Source organism: Nocardia canadensis (genome assembly GCF_032656385.1).
GTDB classification, from domain to species: Bacteria; Actinomycetota; Actinomycetes; order Mycobacteriales; family Mycobacteriaceae; genus Nocardia; species Nocardia canadensis.
On record NZ_JAVCWB010000010.1, the window covers coordinates 1,983,698 to 2,003,096 of the forward strand.

General features: G+C 70.5%; 18 protein-coding genes. 13 read left to right on the forward strand and 5 right to left on the reverse strand.

The window, feature by feature from the left end; translation table 11 throughout:
• Positions 1-200 precede the first annotated feature (200 nt).
• The 8 genes from Q7X29_RS32390 (at position 201) to mnhG (ending at position 9,864) form a co-directional block, all read left to right on the forward strand.
• Positions 201-2,405 (forward strand): AAA family ATPase, encoded by a 2,205-nt coding sequence (locus Q7X29_RS32390; RefSeq protein ID WP_316576282.1) that lies wholly within the window; start codon positions 201-203, stop codon positions 2,403-2,405.
• Positions 2,406-2,567: 162 nt separating this feature from the next.
• Positions 2,568-3,842 carry a hypothetical protein gene (locus tag Q7X29_RS32395; protein WP_316576283.1) on the forward strand — a complete coding sequence of 425 codons (1,275 nt, stop codon included), beginning with the start codon at positions 2,568-2,570 and terminating at the stop codon, positions 3,840-3,842.
• A gap of 117 nt (positions 3,843-3,959) precedes the next feature.
• Positions 3,960-6,746: a Na+/H+ antiporter subunit A gene (locus tag Q7X29_RS32400; RefSeq protein ID WP_316576284.1), complete on the forward strand. Its 2,787-nt coding sequence runs from the start codon at positions 3,960-3,962 to the stop codon at positions 6,744-6,746.
• Positions 6,743-7,126 carry a Na(+)/H(+) antiporter subunit C gene (locus Q7X29_RS32405; RefSeq protein WP_218722117.1) on the forward strand — a complete coding sequence of 128 codons (384 nt, stop codon included), beginning with the start codon at positions 6,743-6,745 and terminating at the stop codon, positions 7,124-7,126. Before Q7X29_RS32400 ends, Q7X29_RS32405 begins: the two co-directional genes overlap by 4 nt.
• Entirely contained in the window at positions 7,123-8,718 is a 1,596-nt protein-coding gene (locus Q7X29_RS32410) for a Na+/H+ antiporter subunit D (RefSeq protein ID WP_218722118.1), read from the forward strand. Before Q7X29_RS32405 ends, Q7X29_RS32410 begins: the two co-directional genes overlap by 4 nt.
• Positions 8,715-9,275 (forward strand): Na+/H+ antiporter subunit E, encoded by a 561-nt coding sequence (locus Q7X29_RS32415; protein WP_218722119.1) that lies wholly within the window; start codon positions 8,715-8,717, stop codon positions 9,273-9,275. The genes Q7X29_RS32410 and Q7X29_RS32415 overlap by 4 nt, the downstream gene beginning before the upstream one ends.
• Positions 9,272-9,532 carry a monovalent cation/H+ antiporter complex subunit F gene (locus Q7X29_RS32420; protein ID WP_218722120.1) on the forward strand — a complete coding sequence of 87 codons (261 nt, stop codon included), beginning with the start codon at positions 9,272-9,274 and terminating at the stop codon, positions 9,530-9,532. The genes Q7X29_RS32415 and Q7X29_RS32420 overlap by 4 nt, the downstream gene beginning before the upstream one ends.
• Entirely contained in the window at positions 9,529-9,864 is a 336-nt protein-coding gene (mnhG, locus tag Q7X29_RS32425; protein WP_218722121.1) for a monovalent cation/H(+) antiporter subunit G, read from the forward strand. The genes Q7X29_RS32420 and mnhG overlap by 4 nt, the downstream gene beginning before the upstream one ends.
• On the opposite strand, the gene Q7X29_RS32430 is transcribed toward mnhG, so the two are convergent.
• The 5 genes from Q7X29_RS32430 to Q7X29_RS32450 form a co-directional block, all read right to left on the reverse strand.
• Positions 9,861-11,204 (reverse strand): phosphatase PAP2 family protein, encoded by a 1,344-nt coding sequence (locus Q7X29_RS32430; RefSeq protein WP_255588745.1) that lies wholly within the window; start codon positions 11,202-11,204, stop codon positions 9,861-9,863. The genes mnhG and Q7X29_RS32430 overlap by 4 nt on opposite strands.
• 50 nt (positions 11,205-11,254) lie before the next feature.
• Positions 11,255-12,397: a glutamate--cysteine ligase gene (locus Q7X29_RS32435; RefSeq protein WP_218722122.1), complete on the reverse strand. Its 1,143-nt coding sequence runs from the start codon at positions 12,395-12,397 to the stop codon at positions 11,255-11,257.
• 10 nt (positions 12,398-12,407) lie between these two features.
• Positions 12,408-13,100, reverse strand: coding sequence for a superoxide dismutase[Cu-Zn] (gene sodC, locus Q7X29_RS32440; RefSeq protein WP_218722123.1), 693 nt, complete (start codon positions 13,098-13,100; stop codon positions 12,408-12,410).
• Between the two features lie 119 nt (positions 13,101-13,219).
• Positions 13,220-13,792, reverse strand: coding sequence for a LytR C-terminal domain-containing protein (locus Q7X29_RS32445; RefSeq protein WP_316576285.1), 573 nt, complete (start codon positions 13,790-13,792; stop codon positions 13,220-13,222).
• Positions 13,793-13,907: 115 nt separating this feature from the next.
• The gene (locus Q7X29_RS32450) at positions 13,908-14,225 is read right to left on the reverse strand and encodes a DUF3263 domain-containing protein (protein ID WP_218722124.1); all 318 of its coding nucleotides are present in this window, start codon (positions 14,223-14,225) and stop codon (positions 13,908-13,910) included.
• 181 nt (positions 14,226-14,406) lie between these two features.
• On the opposite strand from Q7X29_RS32450, the gene Q7X29_RS32455 reads away from it, so the two are divergent.
• The 5 genes from Q7X29_RS32455 to fahA all read left to right on the forward strand — a co-directional run bounded on the left by Q7X29_RS32455 (position 14,407) and on the right by fahA (position 19,355).
• Positions 14,407-14,997 carry a peptide deformylase gene (locus Q7X29_RS32455; RefSeq protein WP_218722125.1) on the forward strand — a complete coding sequence of 197 codons (591 nt, stop codon included), beginning with the start codon at positions 14,407-14,409 and terminating at the stop codon, positions 14,995-14,997.
• Between the two features lie 111 nt (positions 14,998-15,108).
• Complete coding sequence (locus tag Q7X29_RS32460; RefSeq protein ID WP_449411956.1) at positions 15,109-16,062, forward strand: N-acetylglutamate synthase, CG3035 family; 954 nt, start codon at positions 15,109-15,111, stop codon at positions 16,060-16,062.
• 16 nt (positions 16,063-16,078) lie between these two features.
• On the forward strand, positions 16,079-16,894 hold the full coding sequence (locus Q7X29_RS32465) for an exodeoxyribonuclease III (protein WP_218722126.1): 816 nt from the start codon (positions 16,079-16,081) through the stop codon (positions 16,892-16,894).
• Positions 16,895-16,968: 74 nt separating this feature from the next.
• Positions 16,969-18,171 carry a homogentisate 1,2-dioxygenase gene (locus Q7X29_RS32470; protein ID WP_316576377.1) on the forward strand — a complete coding sequence of 401 codons (1,203 nt, stop codon included), beginning with the start codon at positions 16,969-16,971 and terminating at the stop codon, positions 18,169-18,171.
• Positions 18,168-19,355: a fumarylacetoacetase gene (gene fahA, locus Q7X29_RS32475; protein WP_316576286.1), complete on the forward strand. Its 1,188-nt coding sequence runs from the start codon at positions 18,168-18,170 to the stop codon at positions 19,353-19,355. Before Q7X29_RS32470 ends, fahA begins: the two co-directional genes overlap by 4 nt.
• The last annotated feature ends 44 nt before the right edge of the window (positions 19,356-19,399 follow it).

Genomic DNA, 19,399 nt, shown 5'->3' on the forward strand with positions numbered 1-19,399 from the left:
TGTGTTCTCGGCGGCTGGCGCCGCGGGTTTTCGGCCTCGTAACCTCGCGTCCGAGCGGCGATACTCCGCCTGCGGCGTTACGTCTCGCCGCTCGGATGCGAGGCGGCCGAAAACGTGGTGGTCCGGTTCGGGAGGTAAGGATGCCAGCTTGTTCGAGCGGATGCCAATGGCCGCGGTCCGGGCGTCCATAGGATGGGGTGGTGGCTGAACTCTCGCTGACCGCCCGGCTCAACCCTTCGGCGGCCGATGCCCGGCGCGGGGTGGTGCGTCTGCACCCCGAGACGCTGACCGCGCTCGGCCTGCGCGAATGGGACGGCATCGCCCTGACCGGCGCCCGCCGGACGGCGGCGGTGGTGGCCAAGGCACCGGCGAGCACTCCGCCCGGCGTCGCACTGCTCGACGACGTGACGCTGTCGAATGTGGGGCTGCGCGAGAACGCGGCGGTGACGGTCGCACCGGTGACGGTCTACGGCGCCAAGCAGATCTCGCTGAGCGGATCGGCCCACGCCACGGCCAGCATCCCGGCGGCCACGCTGCGCCAGGCCCTGCTCGGCAAGGTCGTCACCGTCGGTGACACGGTCTCGCTGCTGCCGCGCGACCTCGGCCCCGACATCAGTTCGGCGGCGGCCACCCAGGCGCTCTCGCGCGCCTTCGGCATCGCCTGGACCACCGAACTGCTCACCGTCACCGCGATCGAGCCGATGCCGGGACCGGTGAGCGTGCAACCCAATTCGGCCGTCGGCTGGGGTCGTGGCCCGGCCGCGATCCTGCACGCGATGGAACGCGACGCCGACCCCGGCCTCAACGGCCTGCCCGCCGATGCCGTCTCCGTGAGCACGGGGACCGCGCCGATCCAGGTCGAGGAGCTGGCCGGCGTGCAGGGGCAGGCGGCCAAGCTGTCGGAGTGGCTGAGCCTGGCGCTCGACGAGCCCGAGCTGCTGAAAACCCTGGGGGCACCGGCACATCTGGGCGTGCTCGTCACCGGGCCCGCCGGAGTCGGCAAGGCGACGCTGGCCAGGGCGGTGGCCGCGCCGCGGCGCGTGGTGGAACTCGACGGACCCAGCGTCGGCGCGATGGAAAGCGGAAACCGGTTGCGCGAGGTCGCCGAGGCGGTCGGGGACGTCGCCGCCGGGCAGGGCGGCATCCTGCTGATCACCGATATCGACGCGCTGCTGCCCGTCGAGGCGGAGCCGGTCGCCACGCTGATCCTCGACCAGCTGCGGGCCGCGATGCGCGCGCCGTGCGTGGCTCTGCTCGCCACCACCGCCCATCCGGCCCAGGTGGACGCGCGCTTGCGCGCGCCGGACCTGTGCGATCGCGAACTCACCCTGCCGCTGCCGACCGCCGTGGTCCGGCGGGCTCTGCTCGAACAGCTGCTGCGCAAGGTGCCCTCGGGCACCCTCGACCTGGAGCTGATCGCCTCGCGCACACCCGGTTTCGTGGTGGCCGACCTGGCCGCGCTGTGTCGGGAGGCCGCGGTGCGCGCGGCCGGACGGGCCAGCCGCGAGCAGTCCGAGCCCGAACTCACCCAGGACGACCTGGTCGGCGCGCTCGATGTCATCCGGCCGCTGTCTCGTTCGGGGACCGAGGAATTGGCGATCGGCTCGCTCGATCTCGACGATGTCGGCGACATGGTGGAGACCAAACAGGCGCTCACCGAGGCGGTCCTGTGGCCGCTGCGGCACCCCGATTCATTCGCCCGGCTCGGCATCGACCCGCCGCGCGGTGTGCTGCTCTACGGTCCGCCCGGCTGCGGTAAGACCTTCCTGGTGCGGGCGCTGGCGGGCACCGGTCAGCTCAGCGTGCACGCGGTCAAAGGCGCTGAGCTGATGGACAAGTGGGTCGGCTCCTCCGAGCGGGCCGTGCGCGAACTGTTCCAGCGCGCCCGCGATTCGGCGCCGTCGCTGATCTTCCTCGACGAGGTGGACGCGCTGGCACCGCGACGCGGGCAGAGCAGCGACTCCGGGGTCTCCGACCGGGTGGTCGCGGCCCTGCTCACCGAGCTCGACGGGGTGGAACCGCTGCGCGATGTGGTGGTCGTCGGCGCGACCAACCGGCCCGAGCTGATCGATCCGGCGCTGCTGCGACCGGGGCGGCTGGACCGGTTGGTGTTCGTGCCGCCGCCCGACGGGCCCGCCCGGCTCGACATCCTGCGCACCGCGGGTCGCTCGGTGCCGCTGGCGGCCGACGTCGACCTGGCCGCACTGGCCGAGGACCTCGACGGCTACTCCGCCGCGGACTGCTCGGCCCTGCTGCGCGAGGCGGCGCTGTCGGCGCTGCGCCGCGATATGGCGGCGGCCGATGTCACCGTCGAGGACGTCGCCGCCGCCCGGGCGAGCGTGCGGCCGTCGCTGGATCGCGAGCAGGTCGAGTCGCTGCGCCGGTATGCCGAGAGCCGCGCCTGACCATTCCCGTGCTGCTGTACCGGATCCGGCCCGCGGCGCCGACACCCGTCGCGCCGTAGCGGTGTCCGGCGCGACCGGATCGCGCACCGTCGGCGAACGCGCCGCCCGGTCATCCGGTCGTGATATCCCAGGTAGGGCGGTTTTCGCCGGTATCGTCGAAGGGTGCCCAAGATCCGGGATGGTCTGGACGCGGTGGCGGCCTTCGCCGGGGCCGCGGCGGCGGGGATGTCGCTGTTCCTGCCGTTCACCTTCGGCGCCGAGTCCGCGGTCGACTCGCCCTACCGGGTCACCAGCCTGATCAACAGCGTGCCGCGCGCGGCGGCGCTGGGGCTCATCGTCGCCGTCGTCGTCGCGGTGCTGGCCCGGCCGATCACCCGGCCCGGACTGGTCTGGCTGGCCGCGGCGTGCGGCTCACTCGCCCTGGCGATCAACTACTTCGTCGGGCAGACGATGACCTCCACCGACGTGCTGACCACCCAGAACTACGTCGACTCGCTCTGCGGTGGCGTGCTGTTCGGCGCGCTCGGCATCTGCGCGCTGCGGATGCGCTGGCCCGCGGTCGGTTTCCTGCTCGGGGTCGTCACAGTGTTCGTCTACGGCGAGGTCGTGGCCGTGTTCAGCTCGAACACCTCGGCCACGGCCAGCAGGTCCGTGTACACCCCGGCCTGGCTGGTCGTCGCCGCGGTCGTGCTGCTGACGCTGAACACCCTGCGTCACCGGCACGGCATCATGCTGCCCGGCATCGCGCGCCTGGCCGCCGACCTGCCGATCAGCCCGATCGTGGCCGCCACCGTGCTGTCGCTGACGCTGCTGATCGCCACCGACTGGCTCGATCGCGAGTTCGACGACCTGCACGGCAACACCTGGCAGATCACCCTCGCCGTGGTGGTCACGCTGGCCGCCGCCTTCGCCGCCGCCGTCCTGCTGCCCGGCCGCGACGGCACGGGCGTGCTGATCGCGGTCAGCCTGGGCGCCGCGGCCGACTCGCTCGCCGACGCGCTGAGTCTCGGCTGGAATCTCGTCCTGATCCTGCTCGTCGCGACCGCCGCCATCCTGGCCGGCCTGCGCTGGTCGCGACCGTGGCTCGTACTGCTCGGCGCGGCCGCGATCTGCGTGTTCGCCACCGTGGCCGAACGGCTTCCGTGGGCGTTCGCCTGGACGGCGGGTGTCGTGGCGCTGACCGGCGTCGTGGGTTTCGCCGCCGGTTCGCTGCGGGTCGTCTACTTGCCCAGCGCCGTGCTCGGCCTCGGCGCGCTGTACCTGCCGTCGATCCTGTGGTCCATCCCCACTCGGCAGCGCCACTGGCCCACGGGCACGACCTCGGTCGACGACAGCATTCCGGGCTGGGTCGCGCTGACCATCACGATCGGCGCCGCGGCCGGTCTGGCCGTGTTGTACCGGATCCGGCCCGCGGAAACGGAATCCGTCGCGCGGTGATAGCCGGGCGCCCCGCGACATGGCCGACGCGACAGCACCGGTGCCACGAAACCCCGTGGGATCGCCCGTAGGATCGGGGCGCACTACTCGACCGCCACCTACCCGACGGAGGAGGAGTTGCTCGCCGTTCTACTCGCCCACGCGCTGGCCGCACTGGTGGCCCCGGTGTGTGTGCGAGTGCTGGGCCGCAACGCTTTCTACCTGCTCGCGCTGGTACCGCTGGGCAGTCTCGGCTGGGTGATCGCGCACTGGGGAACGACCGTGCGCACGCATGTGCGATGGGCGCCGCAGATCTCGATGGACATCGATCTGCGCTTCGACTCCCTCGCCGCGGTGATGTGCACGCTGGTTCTCGGCATCGGCGCGCTGATCCTGGCCTATTGCGGACGCTATTTCGAGCGCGACGAAGCCAAGCTCGGGGTCTTCGCGGCCGAGCTGACCGGTTTCGCGGGCGCCATGTTCGGCCTGGTCACCAGCGACAACATGCTGCTGCTCTATGTCTTCTGGGAAATCACGACAGTGCTGTCGTTCCTGCTCGTCGGGCACTACGCCGAGCGGTCGGTGAGCAGGCGGGCGGCGATCCAGGCGCTACTGGTGACCGGGGCGGGCGGGCTGGCGATGCTGGTCGGGATCGTCGTGCTCGGCAACCGCTACGGCAGTTACCTGCTGTCGGATCTGCTGGCCACCGCGCCGCCCGGCGGGACCGCGGTCTCGGTCGGCATCGGGTTGGTGCTGATCGGCGCGATCAGCAAATCGGCGATCGTCCCGCTGCACTTCTGGCTCCCCGGCGCGATGGCCGCGCCGACCCCGGTCAGCGCCTATCTGCACGCGGCCGCGATGGTGAAGGCGGGCATCTACCTGGTGGCCCGGCTCGCGCCCGCCTTCGCCCAGACCCCGCCCTGGCACGTCATGCTGCTGCCGCTGGGTCTGATCTCGATCCTGCTGGCGGGCTGGCGGGCGATGCAGGTGTACGACCTCAAACTGGTGCTGGCCTTCGGCACCGTCAGCCAACTGGGCCTGCTGATGACGATGATGGCGATCGGCACGCCGGACGCGGCCCTGGCCGGGATCACGCTGCTGGTCGCGCACGCCCTGTTCAAGGCCTGCCTGTTCATGGTGGTCGGCATCATCGATCACGGCGCGGGCACGCGTGACCTGCGCGAGCTGTCCGGGCTCGGGCGGCGGGCGCCGTGGTTGTGCGCCATCGCGGTCGTCGCCGCGCTGAGCATGGCCGGGATCGCCCCGCTGCTCGGCTTCGTCGGCAAGGAGTCGGCGCTGAGCTCGGTGTGGTCGGCGGAAGTACTGACGACACCGGTCAAGCTGGCCGAGCTGGCGGGCATCGCGATCGGCTCGGCGTTCACGGTGGCCTACAGCACCCGCTTCATCTGGGGTGCCTTCCGTGGCGCCGGGTCGCCGAACCCACCGATGACCTGGCACGCGCCGGGTCCGCTGCTGCTGGTGCCGCCCGCGGTGCTCGCCGCGGCGGGCGTCGCGGGCGGGCTGGACACGACCGACGTCGACCGGTGGCTGAGCCCCTACGCCCAGACCTTGCCCGGTGAACTGGACGCCCACCTCGCGCTCTGGCACGACGTCACCTGGCCGCTGGTGCTGACGCTGTTCATCATCGTCGCCGGCGTCGCCCTGTTCCTCATCCGCGGCCGGATCACCGAACCGGTCCATCCGCGCCTTGGCAACGCCGACCGCGCCTACGACGCGGCCCTGCGCGCGATGGACCGGCTCTCGCTGAAGATCACCGGCACCGTGCAGTCCGGTTCGCTGCCCGCCAGCCAGGCCACCATCCTGGGCACCCTGATCGTGCTGCCGACGGTCCTGCTGGCGCTCGGCACCCGCACGGGAGTGGAGCTGCGGCTGTGGGATTCGCCGCTGCAAGCCGCGATCGGGGCGATCATGATCGCGATGGCGCTGGCGGCGACGGTGCTGCGCAACCGGTTGGCCAGCGTGCTCGTCGTCGGGGTCACCGGCTACGGCTGCGGCGTGATCTTCGCCCTGCACGGCGCGCCCGACCTGGCGCTGACCCAATTCCTGGTCGAGACCCTGACCCTGGTGATCTTCGTGCTGGTGTTGCGCGCGTTCCCCGCCGAGATCGCCGAGGACCAGGCGACGGCCTTCAAGATCCGCCGGGCACTGCTCGCCGTCGGCGTCGGCGTCACCGTCGCGGTGCTGGCCGCGTTCGCCACCGCCGCCCGCCGCGCCGAACCGATCTGGCAGGCCATCCCGGACGCCGCCTACCGGATCGGCGGCGGCAAGAACGCGGTGAACGTGCTGCTCGTCGACATCAGGGCCTGGGACACCCTGGGCGAGATCTCGGTACTCGTCGTCGCCGCGACCGGCGTCGCCTCGCTGGTGTTCCGCAGCCGCCGCTTCGGCAGCGCGCCGCGCGCGGCCGACTCACCGAACTACGACCCCGACGCGGTGAGCTGGCTGTCGGCCGCCCGGCTGGTCGACCGGCGCGACCGCTCGATGGTCCTGCAGATCACCACCCGGCTGATCTTCCCCACCATCATGGTGCTGTCGGTGTACTTCTTCTTCTCCGGTCACAACGCGCCGGGTGGCGGCTTCGCGGGCGGCTTGGTCGCCGGGCTCGCGCTGACCCTGCGCTACCTGGCGGGCGGCCGCTACGAGCTGGGCGAGGCGCTGCCGGTCGACGCCGGACACCTGCTCGGCGCCGGACTCACCCTGGCCGCGGGCACCGCGACCGCCTCGCTGCTGCTCGGCGCGCCGCCGCTGTCGTCGGCGATCGTCGAGGTGACGCTGCCGGTGCTCGGCCACATCAAGCTGGTCACCGCGATGTTCTTCGACCTCGGCGTCTACCTGGTCGTGGTCGGGCTGGTCCTCGACGTGCTGCGCAGCCTCGGCGCCCGCCTGGACAAGGAATTGGTATGAGTGCCAATCTCGTTCTGCTGATCACGATCGGCGCGCTCACCGCGTGCGGGGTGTACCTGTTGCTCGAGCGGGTGGTCTCGAAGATGCTGCTCGGGATGATCCTGCTGGGCAACGCGGTGAACCTGCTTATCCTCACCATGGGCGGCCCCGACGGGCGGCCGCCGGTCCTCGGCAGTTCCGATACCTCCCACGACGGCATGGCCGACCCACTGGCCCAGGCCATGGTGCTCACCGCCATCGTCATCACCATGGGCCTGGCCGCGTTCGTGCTCGCGCTGGCCTACCGCTCCTACATGCTGACCACCACCGAGGACGTCGACAACGACCCCGAGGACGCCCAGATCGCCGCCCGGCGGGAACGGGAGGATCCCGAACAGTGACGCTGTCCCCGGATCTGCTCCCCACGCTCGCCGCGCTGCCGGTGCTGGTCCCGCTGCTCGGAGCCGCGGCGACGCTGGTGTTCGGCCGCCGCCCCCGGCTCCAGGCGATGATCTCGCTGAGCGCGCTGTCGTGTGTGCTGGTGATCAGCGCGCTGCTGCTGTATCTGGCCGACCGCGACGGCACCACCGCGGTCCAGGTGGGCGGCTGGTCGTCGCCCATCGGGATCACGCTGGTGGTCGACCGGCTCTCGGCGGCGATGCTGCTGGTGTCGGCGTTCGTGCTGCTGGTCGTGTCGATCTACGGTGCGGGACAGAACATCTCCGACGGCGGCGAGAACCAGCCGACCTCGATCTACCGGCCCACGTACCTGGTGCTGACCGCGGGCGTGGCGACGGCGTTCCTCGCCGGTGACCTGTTCAACCTGTTCGTCGGGTTCGAGGTCCTGCTCGTCGCCTCGTTCGTGCTGCTCACCGTCGGCGCGACCGAGGAGCGCATCCGCACCGGGATCGCCTATGTCATGGTCTCGATGGTGTCGTCACTGATCTTCCTGATCGGCATCGGCATCACCTACGCCGCCACCGGGACACTGAATCTCGCGCAACTGGCCGTGCGCCTCGAGGCCACCCCGAGCGGCGTGCGCACCGCCTGCTACGCGGTGCTGCTGGTGGCGTTCGGGATCAAGGCGGCGGTGTTCCCGCTGTCGAGCTGGCTGCCCGACTCCTACCCCACCGCGCCCGCGCCGGTGACCGCCGTCTTCGCCGGTCTGCTCACCAAAGTCGGTGTGTACGCGATCATCCGCACGCACACCCTGTGGTTCCCCGACGGCGCGTTCGACGACATCCTGCTGGTGTGCGGGCTGGCGACGATGCTGGTCGGCATCCTGGGCGCCATCGCGCAGACCGATATCCGGCGACTGCTCTCGTTCACCCTGGTCAGCCATATCGGCTACATGGTCTTCGGCATCGGCCTGGCCACCACGGCGGGCCTGACCGGCGCGGTCTTCTACATCGCCCACCACATCCTGGTGCAGACCGCGCTGTTCCTGGCCGTCGGTCTGATCGAACGCCAGGCCGGGTCGGTCTCGCTGCGCCGGATCGGCGGACTGGCCGCCGCGAGCCCGCTGCTGGGCGTGCTGTTCCTGATCCCGGCCCTGAATCTCGGTGGTATCCCGCCGTTCTCCGGGTTCATCGGCAAGGTCGCGCTGCTGGAGGCGGGCGCGGCCGAGGGCAGTGTGCTGGCCTGGGTACTGGTGGGCGGCTCGGTCGTCACCAGTCTGCTGACGCTGTACGCGGTGGCGCGGGTGTGGAGCAAGGCGTTCTGGCGGCCGCGCGAAGAGGCGCCGGAGGGCCATCTCACCGCGGCGAAACCACCGACGCTGGTCGAGGACTCGACCGACGTGTACTACGAGGACCGCACCGACCCCGGCCGGATGCCGGTGCTGATGGTGCTGGCGACCGCGGGCCTGGTCACCGCCGGGCTGGCGCTGACCGTGCTCGCCGGACCGATCCTGGGCATCGCCGAACGCGCGGCCGCCGACCTGGACGACCCGTCGGTCTACATCGGCGCCGTCCTCGGATCGGAGCCGCGATGACGATCGGCGGGCTGGTCAACCGCGACAACGTGCTGCGGATCGGGGTCCTGGTGTGGCTGACCGCGGTCTGGGTCGCGCTCTGGGGCGACCTGAGCGCGGCCAATGTCGCGGCCGGCTTCGTCGTCGCGCTGATCGTGGTCTTCGCACTGCCGCTGCCGCTGGTCCCGGTGACCGGCCGGTTCCATCCGGTGTCGTTCATCGAATTGATCGTGGTCAGCGCCTATTACGCGTTCGAGTCGAGTCTGCAGGTGGCCTGGTTCGCGCTGCGCCCCGCCGGACCGCCGGTCTCGGGCGTGCTGCGCGTGCACCTGGGCATCCAGTCCGATCTGGTGCTGGTGATGGCCACCGACCTGCTCAACCTGATCCCCGGCACCATGGTGCTCGAGCTGGACCGGCCGCGCTGCGTGGTCTATGTCCACGTGCTCGACGTGGGCAGCGAGAAATCGGTGCTGAAGTTCTACCGCACCACCCGGCGATTGGAGCATCTGCTGATCAACGCCTTCGAACGACCCAGCGAACGCCGCCGGCTCGATCCCGACTCGGAGGTGCCGTCGTGACGGTCGTCGCCGTGCTCGCGGGCATCCTGCTCACCGCCGCCGCGGTCATCACCAGTTACCGAGTGCTGGCCGGACCCAGCACCCTGGACCGGGTCGTCGGGATCGACTCGCTGATGGCCATCGCCGCCTGCGGGCTCGCGGTCTGGGCCGCCTACAGCGACGACACCACGGTCATCCCCGCGATCGTGGCGCTGGCCCTGGTCGGCTTCCTCGGCTCGGCCGCGGTCACGCGCTTCCGCGTCAGGGACGACCGATGACGGCATGGGAGTGGGTCTCGGCCGTGCTGATCCTGACCGGCTGCACGCTCGCGTTCACCGCGGCCATCGGTATCGTGCGTTTCCCCGACACCCTCACCCGCATGCACGCGGCCACCAAGCCCCAAGTGGTCGGACTGGTCCTGGTGCTGATCGGCACGGGCATCGACATCAGGGGCGACGTCAACGTCTGGATGCTGGTGCTGACGGGCCTGTTCACCATCCTCACCGCACCGGTCATCGCCCATCTCCTCGGCCGCACCGCCTACCGCGAGCAGCGGCACCGCGACGGCCTGCTGCGGATCAACGAACTCGGCCGCGACGCCGACGACTAACCGGCCACCGGCGCGAGCGCCCGTCGCGGGGCCGCGGCGAACCAGGTCGCGTGGAACGCGGCGGCCACCGCGGCCAGCAGCCCGAGGACGACGGCGCCCGCGAGCACTGGGTACTCGGCCATCGGCACCGCGAGATACCGGAAGGACAGCAGCAGCCCGGCGAACACCACGGCGCCGAAACCGACCATCCGCACCCGGAACGCGCCCCAGCCGCGTTCGGGCGCCCGCAGCGCGGACTCCACGGTCAGGCACAGCACCGCGCCCGCCACCAGGTCGACGCCGTAGTGGTACCCGAACCCGAGCGTGGCGGCCACGGTCGCGGCCAGCCAGAACGCACCGCCCCAGCGCAGCCAGGCCGGTGCGCGCGAGCCGTCGACATCGCGACGGGTATGGATGAACAGCGACAGCGCCCAGGCGGTGTGCATCGACGGCATGCAGTTGCGCGGAGTGAACGCGTCGAACGGCAGTGGCGCCGGGTTGTGGTCGATCGGCGGCAGCATCGAGGGCCAGAAGTTGCCCACCTGGAAGCCGTGCCCGTCCGCGCCGAAGGCGAACATCGGTCCCACGACCGGGAACAGCACATAGAACAGCGGCCCGACCAGCCCGAGCACCAGGAAGGTCCGGACCAGGTAGTGCGTCGGCCACTCCCCCGTCGGGACCACCCGGCGCAACTGCCACACCGCGACGACGATCGCCGCGACCGGCAGTTCGATGTAGACCCAGTGCAGCACGCCGTACACCTCGGGTCCGAGGACCTCGAGCACCCGGCCGAGCACCCAGGACGGGTCACCGAGCGCGTGGTCGGCGAGGACGAGGTATTCGTCGAGCACCGAGGGCCGCACCGCCGAGGTGACGTGCAGCCACACGTCACCCACCTTGGTGGCGAGCACCAGCAGCGCGCCCAGCGCCGCCGCCTTCAGCGCGTCGGTGCGCTCGCGCCCACGCCAGCGCACGGCCGCCACGATCGCCAGCCCGGTCAGCACGATGGTCGGCCCGTTGCCGACCGTGAAGGGTTTGCCGTCGAGCAGCCGTAGCGCGGCGTAGATCGCGTCGATCCCGATCGCGGCGACCACCGCGGACAACCGCCTGCGCGCGTTGACCCCGACGAGGGCGAGCAGCAGACCCGCCCACGGCACCGACATCGATTTCGGCGTTCCGACGTAGTCGCGGGCCAGGCTCGCCAACGGACCGTCGAACCCGCTGACCCAGGCCGCGATCTGCAATCCGACCAGCAGCGCGAGCACCGCCGACACCGCGACGACGGCGAGGGTGCGTGGCTCACGCAGACGGTTCCGAAGGGTGGCACCCCCCGCATCGGTGCGCGGATGTTCGACAAGCATCCAAACATCGTAAACGGCGGGTTAACGCCACCCCGCCGCGTAGCTGAACGCTACTGATCCAGCTCCCGCACCAGCGAATCCACGACGGCGACAAGATCACCCTGCGACTGCGCCGCGACCCGGCGTTGCCGCTGGTAGGAGGCACCGTGACGGGGAATGTCGGCGACCGCGGCCAGTTCGTCGGAGCAGCCGAGCCGTTTGGCGGTCGGCTCCAGTTTGCCGAGCAGGTCCATCAGATCGTCTGTGACCAAACGCTCATTGCTGGCGTCGTCGACGATCACGATCGCGTCGAGCCCGTAGCGCGCGGCCCGCCACTTGTTCTCCTGCACGTGCCACGGCGGCAGCGTCGGCAGGTCCTCGCCCTCGTCCAGCCTGCGCTCCAGATCGACGACGAGGCAGTGGATCAGCGCGGCCACCGAGGCCAGTTCGGCCCGGCTGGACAGGCCGTCGCACACCCGGATCTCGATCGTGCCCCACTTGGGCGCCGGCCGGATGTCCCAGTGCATGCCGCCGAGCTGTTCGAACACCCCGGTCTTGAGCTGGTCGTGCACGAAACCCTCGAACTGCCGCCAGCTCTCGAACTGGAACGGCAGGCCCGCGGTCGGCAGCTGCTGGAACATCAGCGCGCGGTTGCTGGCGTAGCCGGTGTCGTCGCCGGACCACATCGGCGAGGACGCCGAGAGCGCGAGCAGATGCGGATACGACAGCAGCAGCGAGTTCAGGATCGGAAAGACCTTGTCCCGGTGCGAGACTCCCACGTGCACGTGCACGCCCCAGATCAGCATCTGGCGGCCCCACCACTGGGTGCGCTCGATCAGCTCGTCGTAATGCGGTGAGCGGGTGAGCTGCTGGGCCGACCACTGCGCGAACGGATGGGTGCCCGCGCAGAACAGGTCGACGCCGAGCGGGTCGGCCGCGCGGCGCACCGCGTCCATGGTGCCGCGCAGGTCCTCGACCGCGCCCCCGACCGTGTCGTGCACACCGGTCACCAATTCGACGGTGTTGCGCAGCAATTCCTTGGTCACCTGGGGTGTGCCGTCGTGGGCGCGCAGGTCACCGACCGCGTCGAATACCGCCGAGGCGGTGTTGGACAGATCGCGCGTCACCTTGTCGACGAGCGCGATCTCCCATTCGATGCCGATGGTCGGCCGGGGCGAACCAGGGAAGGGTACCGACTGGACTGCCCCGGCCATCTCCGTCTCGCTAACCGACCACGCCGCAGGCGACCCGGGAGCCCGCGTCACCGGTGGACAGCGTGGTCTCGTCGGGGCCCGTGCCACCCTCACGGGTGTACCGGGACGGGATGTTGCCGAAGTTGTCGGCGCCGGAGTGCACGATCAGCGCCTTGCCCTTGATGTTGTCCAGGGTGACGGTGTCGGTGCGGGTGACCAGCTTGGCGCTGCCGTCGGCGCCGACCTGCAGCGAGGTCAGGTCGCCGCTGGCCGGGTGCGCGTTGGCCGCGCCGACCTGCAGGTGACCGCCGGCCGAGGTGAAGTCGCCCTCACAGGTGCCGTTCTGGTGGAAGTGCAGGCCATGGAAACCGGGGGTCAGACCCTGCGCCTCGACGGTGACCACCAGGTGGCTGCCCTCGGTGACGAACGTCGCGGTGCCGACGGTCGCGCCGGAGCCGGACTTGAGTTCGGTCTTCAGACCGCCCGCGGCGGGAGTGCCGTGGTCGCCGCCACCGTGGTTCGCGGTGGTCGGCATGCCGTGACCGCCGCCGTGCTCGGTGCCGGAACCGGCGGGCGCGGGCGAGCTGGTCCACACCGGCGGCGTGGTTCCCTTGACGTCACTCGACTCCTGGCTGTTGGTGCAAGCAGCGAGCCCGAACGCGGCAACCGCCAGCACCGGGGTCACAATGCGCCAGGACGGGCGACGAGTTGTCGACGTGGCCATCAGGGAACTCCTTTACGAGTACCGAGTTTAACGAGTAAAGCTGGGTGGACAGGGGCTGTACCGCTCAAGATGATGCCACAGCGCAAGTACCCCACTCGGCACCGCGTGCCGAGCCTCGTTCAGCGACCGGTCAGTACGACGATCACGCCCGGCGACGTGTCACCGGTCTTCGGCGCGACGGTCCCGCCGATCTCCGCGGCGATCTCGGCGGCCGCGGCCTTGTCGCCCGCGCCGCCGCCGTAGAACACCGTGGTGGTGGTGAGGTTCTCGCCGCTGTAGTTGCCGGTACTGACATTGCTCCAGCCCGACGAGGTCAGCTCGCCGGCGGTGCGCGCGGCCAGACCGGCGACCAGGCTGTTGTTCAGCACCCGCACGGGCACACTCTGATCGACCGTGGCCGCGGGCGCGGTGGTCGGCGGTGCCGTGGTGGTGCTCGGCGCGACGGTCGTCGTCGCGGTGGTGGTGGTCGGGGCAGCGGCCGCGCTGGTGGTCGTGGCGGCGGTGGTGGCCGGCGCCTGCGCGACCACGCTCGACGTCGTCGTCTCGGTCTGCTCGGCCGAATCGGCGGAGTCGGCACCGGAGTTCGACAACGACATCGCACCCAGACCCGCGAAAACGATGGCCAGGGCGATCAACACCATCGCCAGCGCGCGCAGCGGCGGGCCGCCGGGGGTGGGATTCGGGTTGCTCACCCGCGCAACCCTAGTCGCAACGAGTGCTGTGTGGCCCCGCGCGACGCGAACTCACGGCCCGAAGACGGGAGCCTGCGTGACCACGGAGGGCCGGTGAGTGGCGCCATCGGACACCTCAGACCTGGAAACCGAGTCGGCGCGCTGCTCGCGCTTTCTGCCTGCTCGCCCGCAACCTGCGCAGGCGCTTGACCAGCATCGGGTCCGCCGCCAGTGCCTCGTCCTTGTCGACGACCGCGTTGAGCACCTGGTAATACCTGGTGGCCGACATGGCGAACAGCTCGCGGATCGCGTCCTCCTTGGCGCCCGCGTACTTCCACCATTTGCGTTCGAAGTCGAGGATGTCGAGCTCACGGCGACTCAGCCCGCTGCTTTCGTCGGGGGCCGAGTCCTGTGTGGTTCCCGCCTCGATGTTGCGAGCCGCTGCGCCGTCCATCTTGCTCCCTCGCCGAGTATCACGAGATGAAAATGACGCTTGCACGTCGCGGATCATTCAACCACGCAGGAGCCGGATCCTTCGACCGATGTCCCGGCGTGTTGACTACGGGCCAGTAGGGGTGTCGTGCCCCACAGGGGTCGCCGCCCACGCACCCGCGCGACCGGCGATAATGGCGCCCATGGCAATTCTCCCGATCGTGATCGTCGGTGACCCCGTCCTCCACAACCCCACCGCACCGGTGACGGAGACGCCGGCCGAGCTGGCCGACCTGATCGCGGACATGTACGACACCCTGGAGGAATCCAAGGGTGTCGGGCTGGCGGCCAACCAGGTCGGGGTCGGCAAGCGGCTGTTCGTCTACGACTGCCCTGACTTCGACGCCGCGGGCAAGCCGATCCGCCGCAAGGGCGTGGTGATCAACCCGGTGCTGGAGACCTCCGAGATCCCGGAGACCATGCCCGATCCCGACGACGACGAGGAAGGCTGCCTGTCCGTGCCGGGCGAGCAGTTCCCCACCGGCCGCGCCGACTGGGCCAGGGTCACCGGTACCGACGAGAAGGGCGAGCCCGTCGACATCGAGGGCACCGGCTTCTTCGCCAGGATGCTCCAGCACGAGGTGGGCCACCTCGACGGCTTCCTCTACGTCGACGTGCTGATCGGCCGCAACGCCCGCGCGGCGAAGAAGGCCATCAAGCGCAACGGCTGGGGCATACCGGGTCTGAGCTGGATCCCCGGCACCGTGCCCGACCCGTTCGGCCATGACGACTGAGTCATGGCGGCCGGCGCCGCGAGTTCTCGGTCTGTTCCCTCGATCTTCCCTCCCGCCGGGCACTGCTTCGTCGCGCCCTCTGGTCAGTCCAGATCGAGGCGGCCGAGAACTGTGATCCCGCTCGGTCGCCGCGTCGTCATGCGGTACCAGCTGCCGGAGGGGTATCCGCAGCCGCTCACCGATGTGATCGGTGAGCTGGTGTCGCTGAGCCCGCCCTCGGTGCGGACCGCCGAGGGCGAACTGGTGTCCGTGGCGCCCGATCGGGTCGTCGCGCTGAAAGCCCTGGGGCCGAGACCGATTCGCACCAAGGAGATCCGCTCGCTGGAGGCCGCGGCGGCGGCCGCCTGGCCGGGCAGCGGTCACCTGTGGATCGACGGCTGGCTCGCGCGCGCGGGCAACGGCTACACCGGGCGCGCGAATTCCGCGGTGCCACTGGGCGAGTCCGGCCTGCCAGCGGTGCTGTCGATCGAGACCATGCACAAGATCGCGGACTGGTACACCGCCAACGGGCTGCCGCTGCTGCTGCAGCTGCCCGATCGGCTCGCGCCGGTGCCGCCGGGCTGGAACACCTGGAGCGAGACCGTCGTCCTCGGCCTCGACATCGCGAATTTCGTGCTGCCGCAAGGACCGTCGATGGTCAAGATCACCGACGCGCCCGATCAGGGCTGGCTGACGACGCATCGCTACCGTGGTGAGATCCCGCTCGACCCCGCCGTCCGGGAACCGGACGTCTCGGTGCTCACCTCGGTCATCGACGGCACCCTCGGTTTCGCCTCGCTCGGCCTGCCGGAGGCGCTGGCGATCGGCCGGGGCGCGGTGACCACCGCGCCCGACGGCAGGCGTTGGGTCGGCCTGACCTGCGTCGCGGTGGCGACCGCGCACCGCCGCAACGGCCTGGCCTCGCTGCTGTGCGCCGAGCTGATCCGCTGGGGCGCCGACCACGGCGCCACCCACGCCTACGTGCAAGTGGAGGTAGGCAACGCCACCGGGCTCGCGCTCTACCGCGAACTCGGCTTCCTGGAACACCACAGCTACCGCTACGCCGCGCCGCCGAGCGCGTCGTAGGAAAGGACCGCGACCCGTGCGTCTCGCCACCTGGAACGTCAACTCGATCCGCTCCCGCGTCGATCGCGTGACGGCCTTCCTGGACCGCCACGACATCGATGTGCTGGCGATCCAGGAGACCAAGTGTCGCGACGACCAGTTCCCCTACGAGCAGTTCGACCAGGCGGGCTATGAGGTCGCCCACGTCGGGCTGAACCAGTGGAACGGCGTCGCGATCGTGTCCAGGGTGGGGCTCACCGACGTCGAGACCGCGTTCCCCGGCCAGCCCGGCTTCGACAAGAACGCCGGTGACTCGCTGATCGAGTCGCCGGTGGTGGAGGCCAGGGCGATCGGCGCGACCTGCGGCGGGGTGCGGGTGTGGAGCCTGTACGTGCCCAACGGCCGCGCCCTCGACGACCCGCACTACGCATACAAGCTCAGCTGGCTGTCGACCCTGCGCGAGCGGGCGACCGACTGGCTCGCCCAGGATCCGGCGGCCGAGATCGCGCTGGTCGGCGACTGGAACATCGCCCCCACCGACGACGATGTCTGGGCCCCGGAGCTGTTCGAGGGCAAGACCCACACCTCCGTCCCCGAGCGGGCCGCGTTCCAGGCCATGCTCGACAGCGGTTTCCGCGACGTGATGCGTCCGTTCGCGCCCGGCCCCGGCGTCTACACCTACTGGGACTACACCCAGCTGCGTTTCCCCCGCAAGGAGGGCATGCGCATCGACTTCATCCTGGCCTCGGCCGCGCTCGCCGACCAGGTGAAGGACGCCTCGGTCGACCGGGAGGAGCGCAAAGGCAAGGGCGCCAGCGACCACGCCCCGGTCATCGCGGAGTTCTCCGACTGAGCCGTCGCGCGCGCCTCGAGCGGTACCGTGGATGACAGGATCATCCGACCTGCGACGGAGCGGGAGGTGTGCTTGTGGCGTTCTACCGGCGGCTCGGCGATGTTCCACCGAAGCGGCATACCCAGCATCGGGACGAGCGGGGCAACCTCTACTACGAGGAGCTGATGGGCGAGGAGGGCTTCTCCGGCGACTCCTCGCTGCTCTACCACCGCGGCCTGCCGCCCGCGATCGTCGATGCGACGGTCTGGGAACTCCCCGACCAGTCGCTGACCCCGAATCACCCACTGCGCCACCGCCATCTGCGGCTACCGAACCTGTTCCCCGGCGACACCCCCGCCAGGACCGATCCGGTGACCGGCCGCAGACTGCTGCTCGCCAACGCCGATGTGCGCATCTCGTACGTGGTCGCCAAGGGCGCGTCGCCGCTGTACCGCAATGCCATCGGCGACGAGCTGGTGTACGTCGAATCCGGGGCGGCCGTGGTGGAGAGCGTGTTCGGCACGGTGCCGGTCCGGCAGGGCGACCAGCTGATCATGCCGCGCGCCACCACCCATCGCTGGCTGCCCACGGGCGAGGAACCAGTGCGCGCGTATGTGATCGAGGCGTCCAGCCACCTCACCCCGCCCAAACGGTACCTCTCGAAATTCGGTCAGCTGCTGGAGAATTCGCCGTACTGCGAACGGGACCTGCACGGACCCACCGAACCCCTGCTCGCCACGGGCGAGGAGGTGGAGGTGCTGGTCAAGCATCGGCCGGGTGCGGAGGTGGTGGGCACCAGGATGATCTACGCGACGCACCCGTTCGACGTGGTCGGCTGGGACGGCTGCCTGTATCCCTACACCTTCAACATCGCCGATTTCGAACCGATCACCGGCCGGATACATCAGCCGCCGCCGGCGCACCAAGCGTTCGAGGGCATCAATTTCGTGGTCTGTAACTTCGTGCCGCGCAAGGTCGACTATCACCCGCTGTCGATCCCGGTGCCCTACTACCACTCCAATGTCGACTCCGACGAGATCATGTTCTATTGCGGCGGAAACTACGAGGCGCGCCGGGGTTCCGGGATCACCCAGGGTTCGGTGTCGGTGCATCCCGGCGGCTACGCGCACGGCCCGCAGCCCGGCGCCTACGAGCGCAGCATCGGCGCCGAGTTCTTCGACGAGCTGGCGGTGATGGTCGATACCTTCCGGCCGCTGCAACTCGGCGAGGGCGCGCTGGCCTGCGAGGATCCGGCCTATGCCTGGACCTGGTCGGGCCGCGGACCGGGGCTGCGATGAGCGGGCGACTGCTGCGGGTCGAGGTCGCGCCGGACTCGCTGTTCGGGCCGGAGAACCTGCCCTACGGCGTCTTCGCGCCGCCCGGTGGCGGCTTCCGCGTCGGGGCCCGGCTGGGCGATACCGTGCTCGATCTCGTCGCGCTGCTGGGTGATCCCGTCTTCGCCCAGCCGTCGTTGAACGCGTTGCTGGCCGCCGGGCCCGAGCACTGGCGGACCGTGCGCGCCCGCCTGCGGGAACTGGCGGACACCGAGCTGCCGATCGAGGCGGTGCACCCGGTCAACGGCGTGCGGACGGCGCTGCCCGTACAAATCGGCGACTACGTCGACTTCTACGCCAGCATCGACCACGCCACCAATCTCGGCAGGCTGTTGCGGCCCGACAGTGAACCGCTGCTGCCGAATTGGCGGCACCTGCCGGTGGGATACCACGGCCGGGCCGGGACCGTCGTCGTGTCGGGGACCCCGATCATCCGGCCGCGGGGCCAGCGTCGCACCGATGCGGGGACCCCGGATTTCGGGCCGTCGCGGCGGCTCGACATCGAGGCCGAGCTGGGTTTCGTGGTCGGCACCGGGTCGCCGCTCGGCGTTCCGGTGGACGTCGACGACTTCGCCGAGCACGTCTTCGGCGTGGCCCTGGTCAACGACTGGTCGGCCCGCGACATCCAGGCCTGGGAGTACCAGCCGCTCGGGCCGTTCCTGGGCAAGTCGTTCAGCACGTCGATCTCGGCGTGGATCACCCCGCTCGCCGCGCTGGCCGCGGCCAGGGTCGCGCTGCCGCCGCAGGACCCGCCACCGCTGCCCTACCTGCGCGGAACCGACGACCACGGCCTCGACATCGACCTGACCGTCAGCTGGAACGGCGACGTGGTGGCGCACCCGCCCTATGCGCGGATGTACTGGTCGCCCGCGCAGATGCTGGCCCACCTCACCGCCAACGGCGCCTCGGTCCGGCCCGGGGACCTCTACGCCTCCGGCACGATCTCCGGCCCGGAGCCCGACCAGCGCGGTTCGTTCATCGAACTGTCCTGGGGCGGAACGCAACCCGTCACCGTGCGTGGGGAATCCCGGACCTTCCTGGCCGACGGCGACGAGGTGACGATCACCGCCACCGCCCCCGGCACGGCGGGCCGCCGCATCGGCCTCGGCGAGGTCGGTGGACGAATCCTGCCCGCCCGCACCACTTGACGCCGCCGGAGCCACCCCGAAACTCGGGTCTGGCCCGGCTCCCG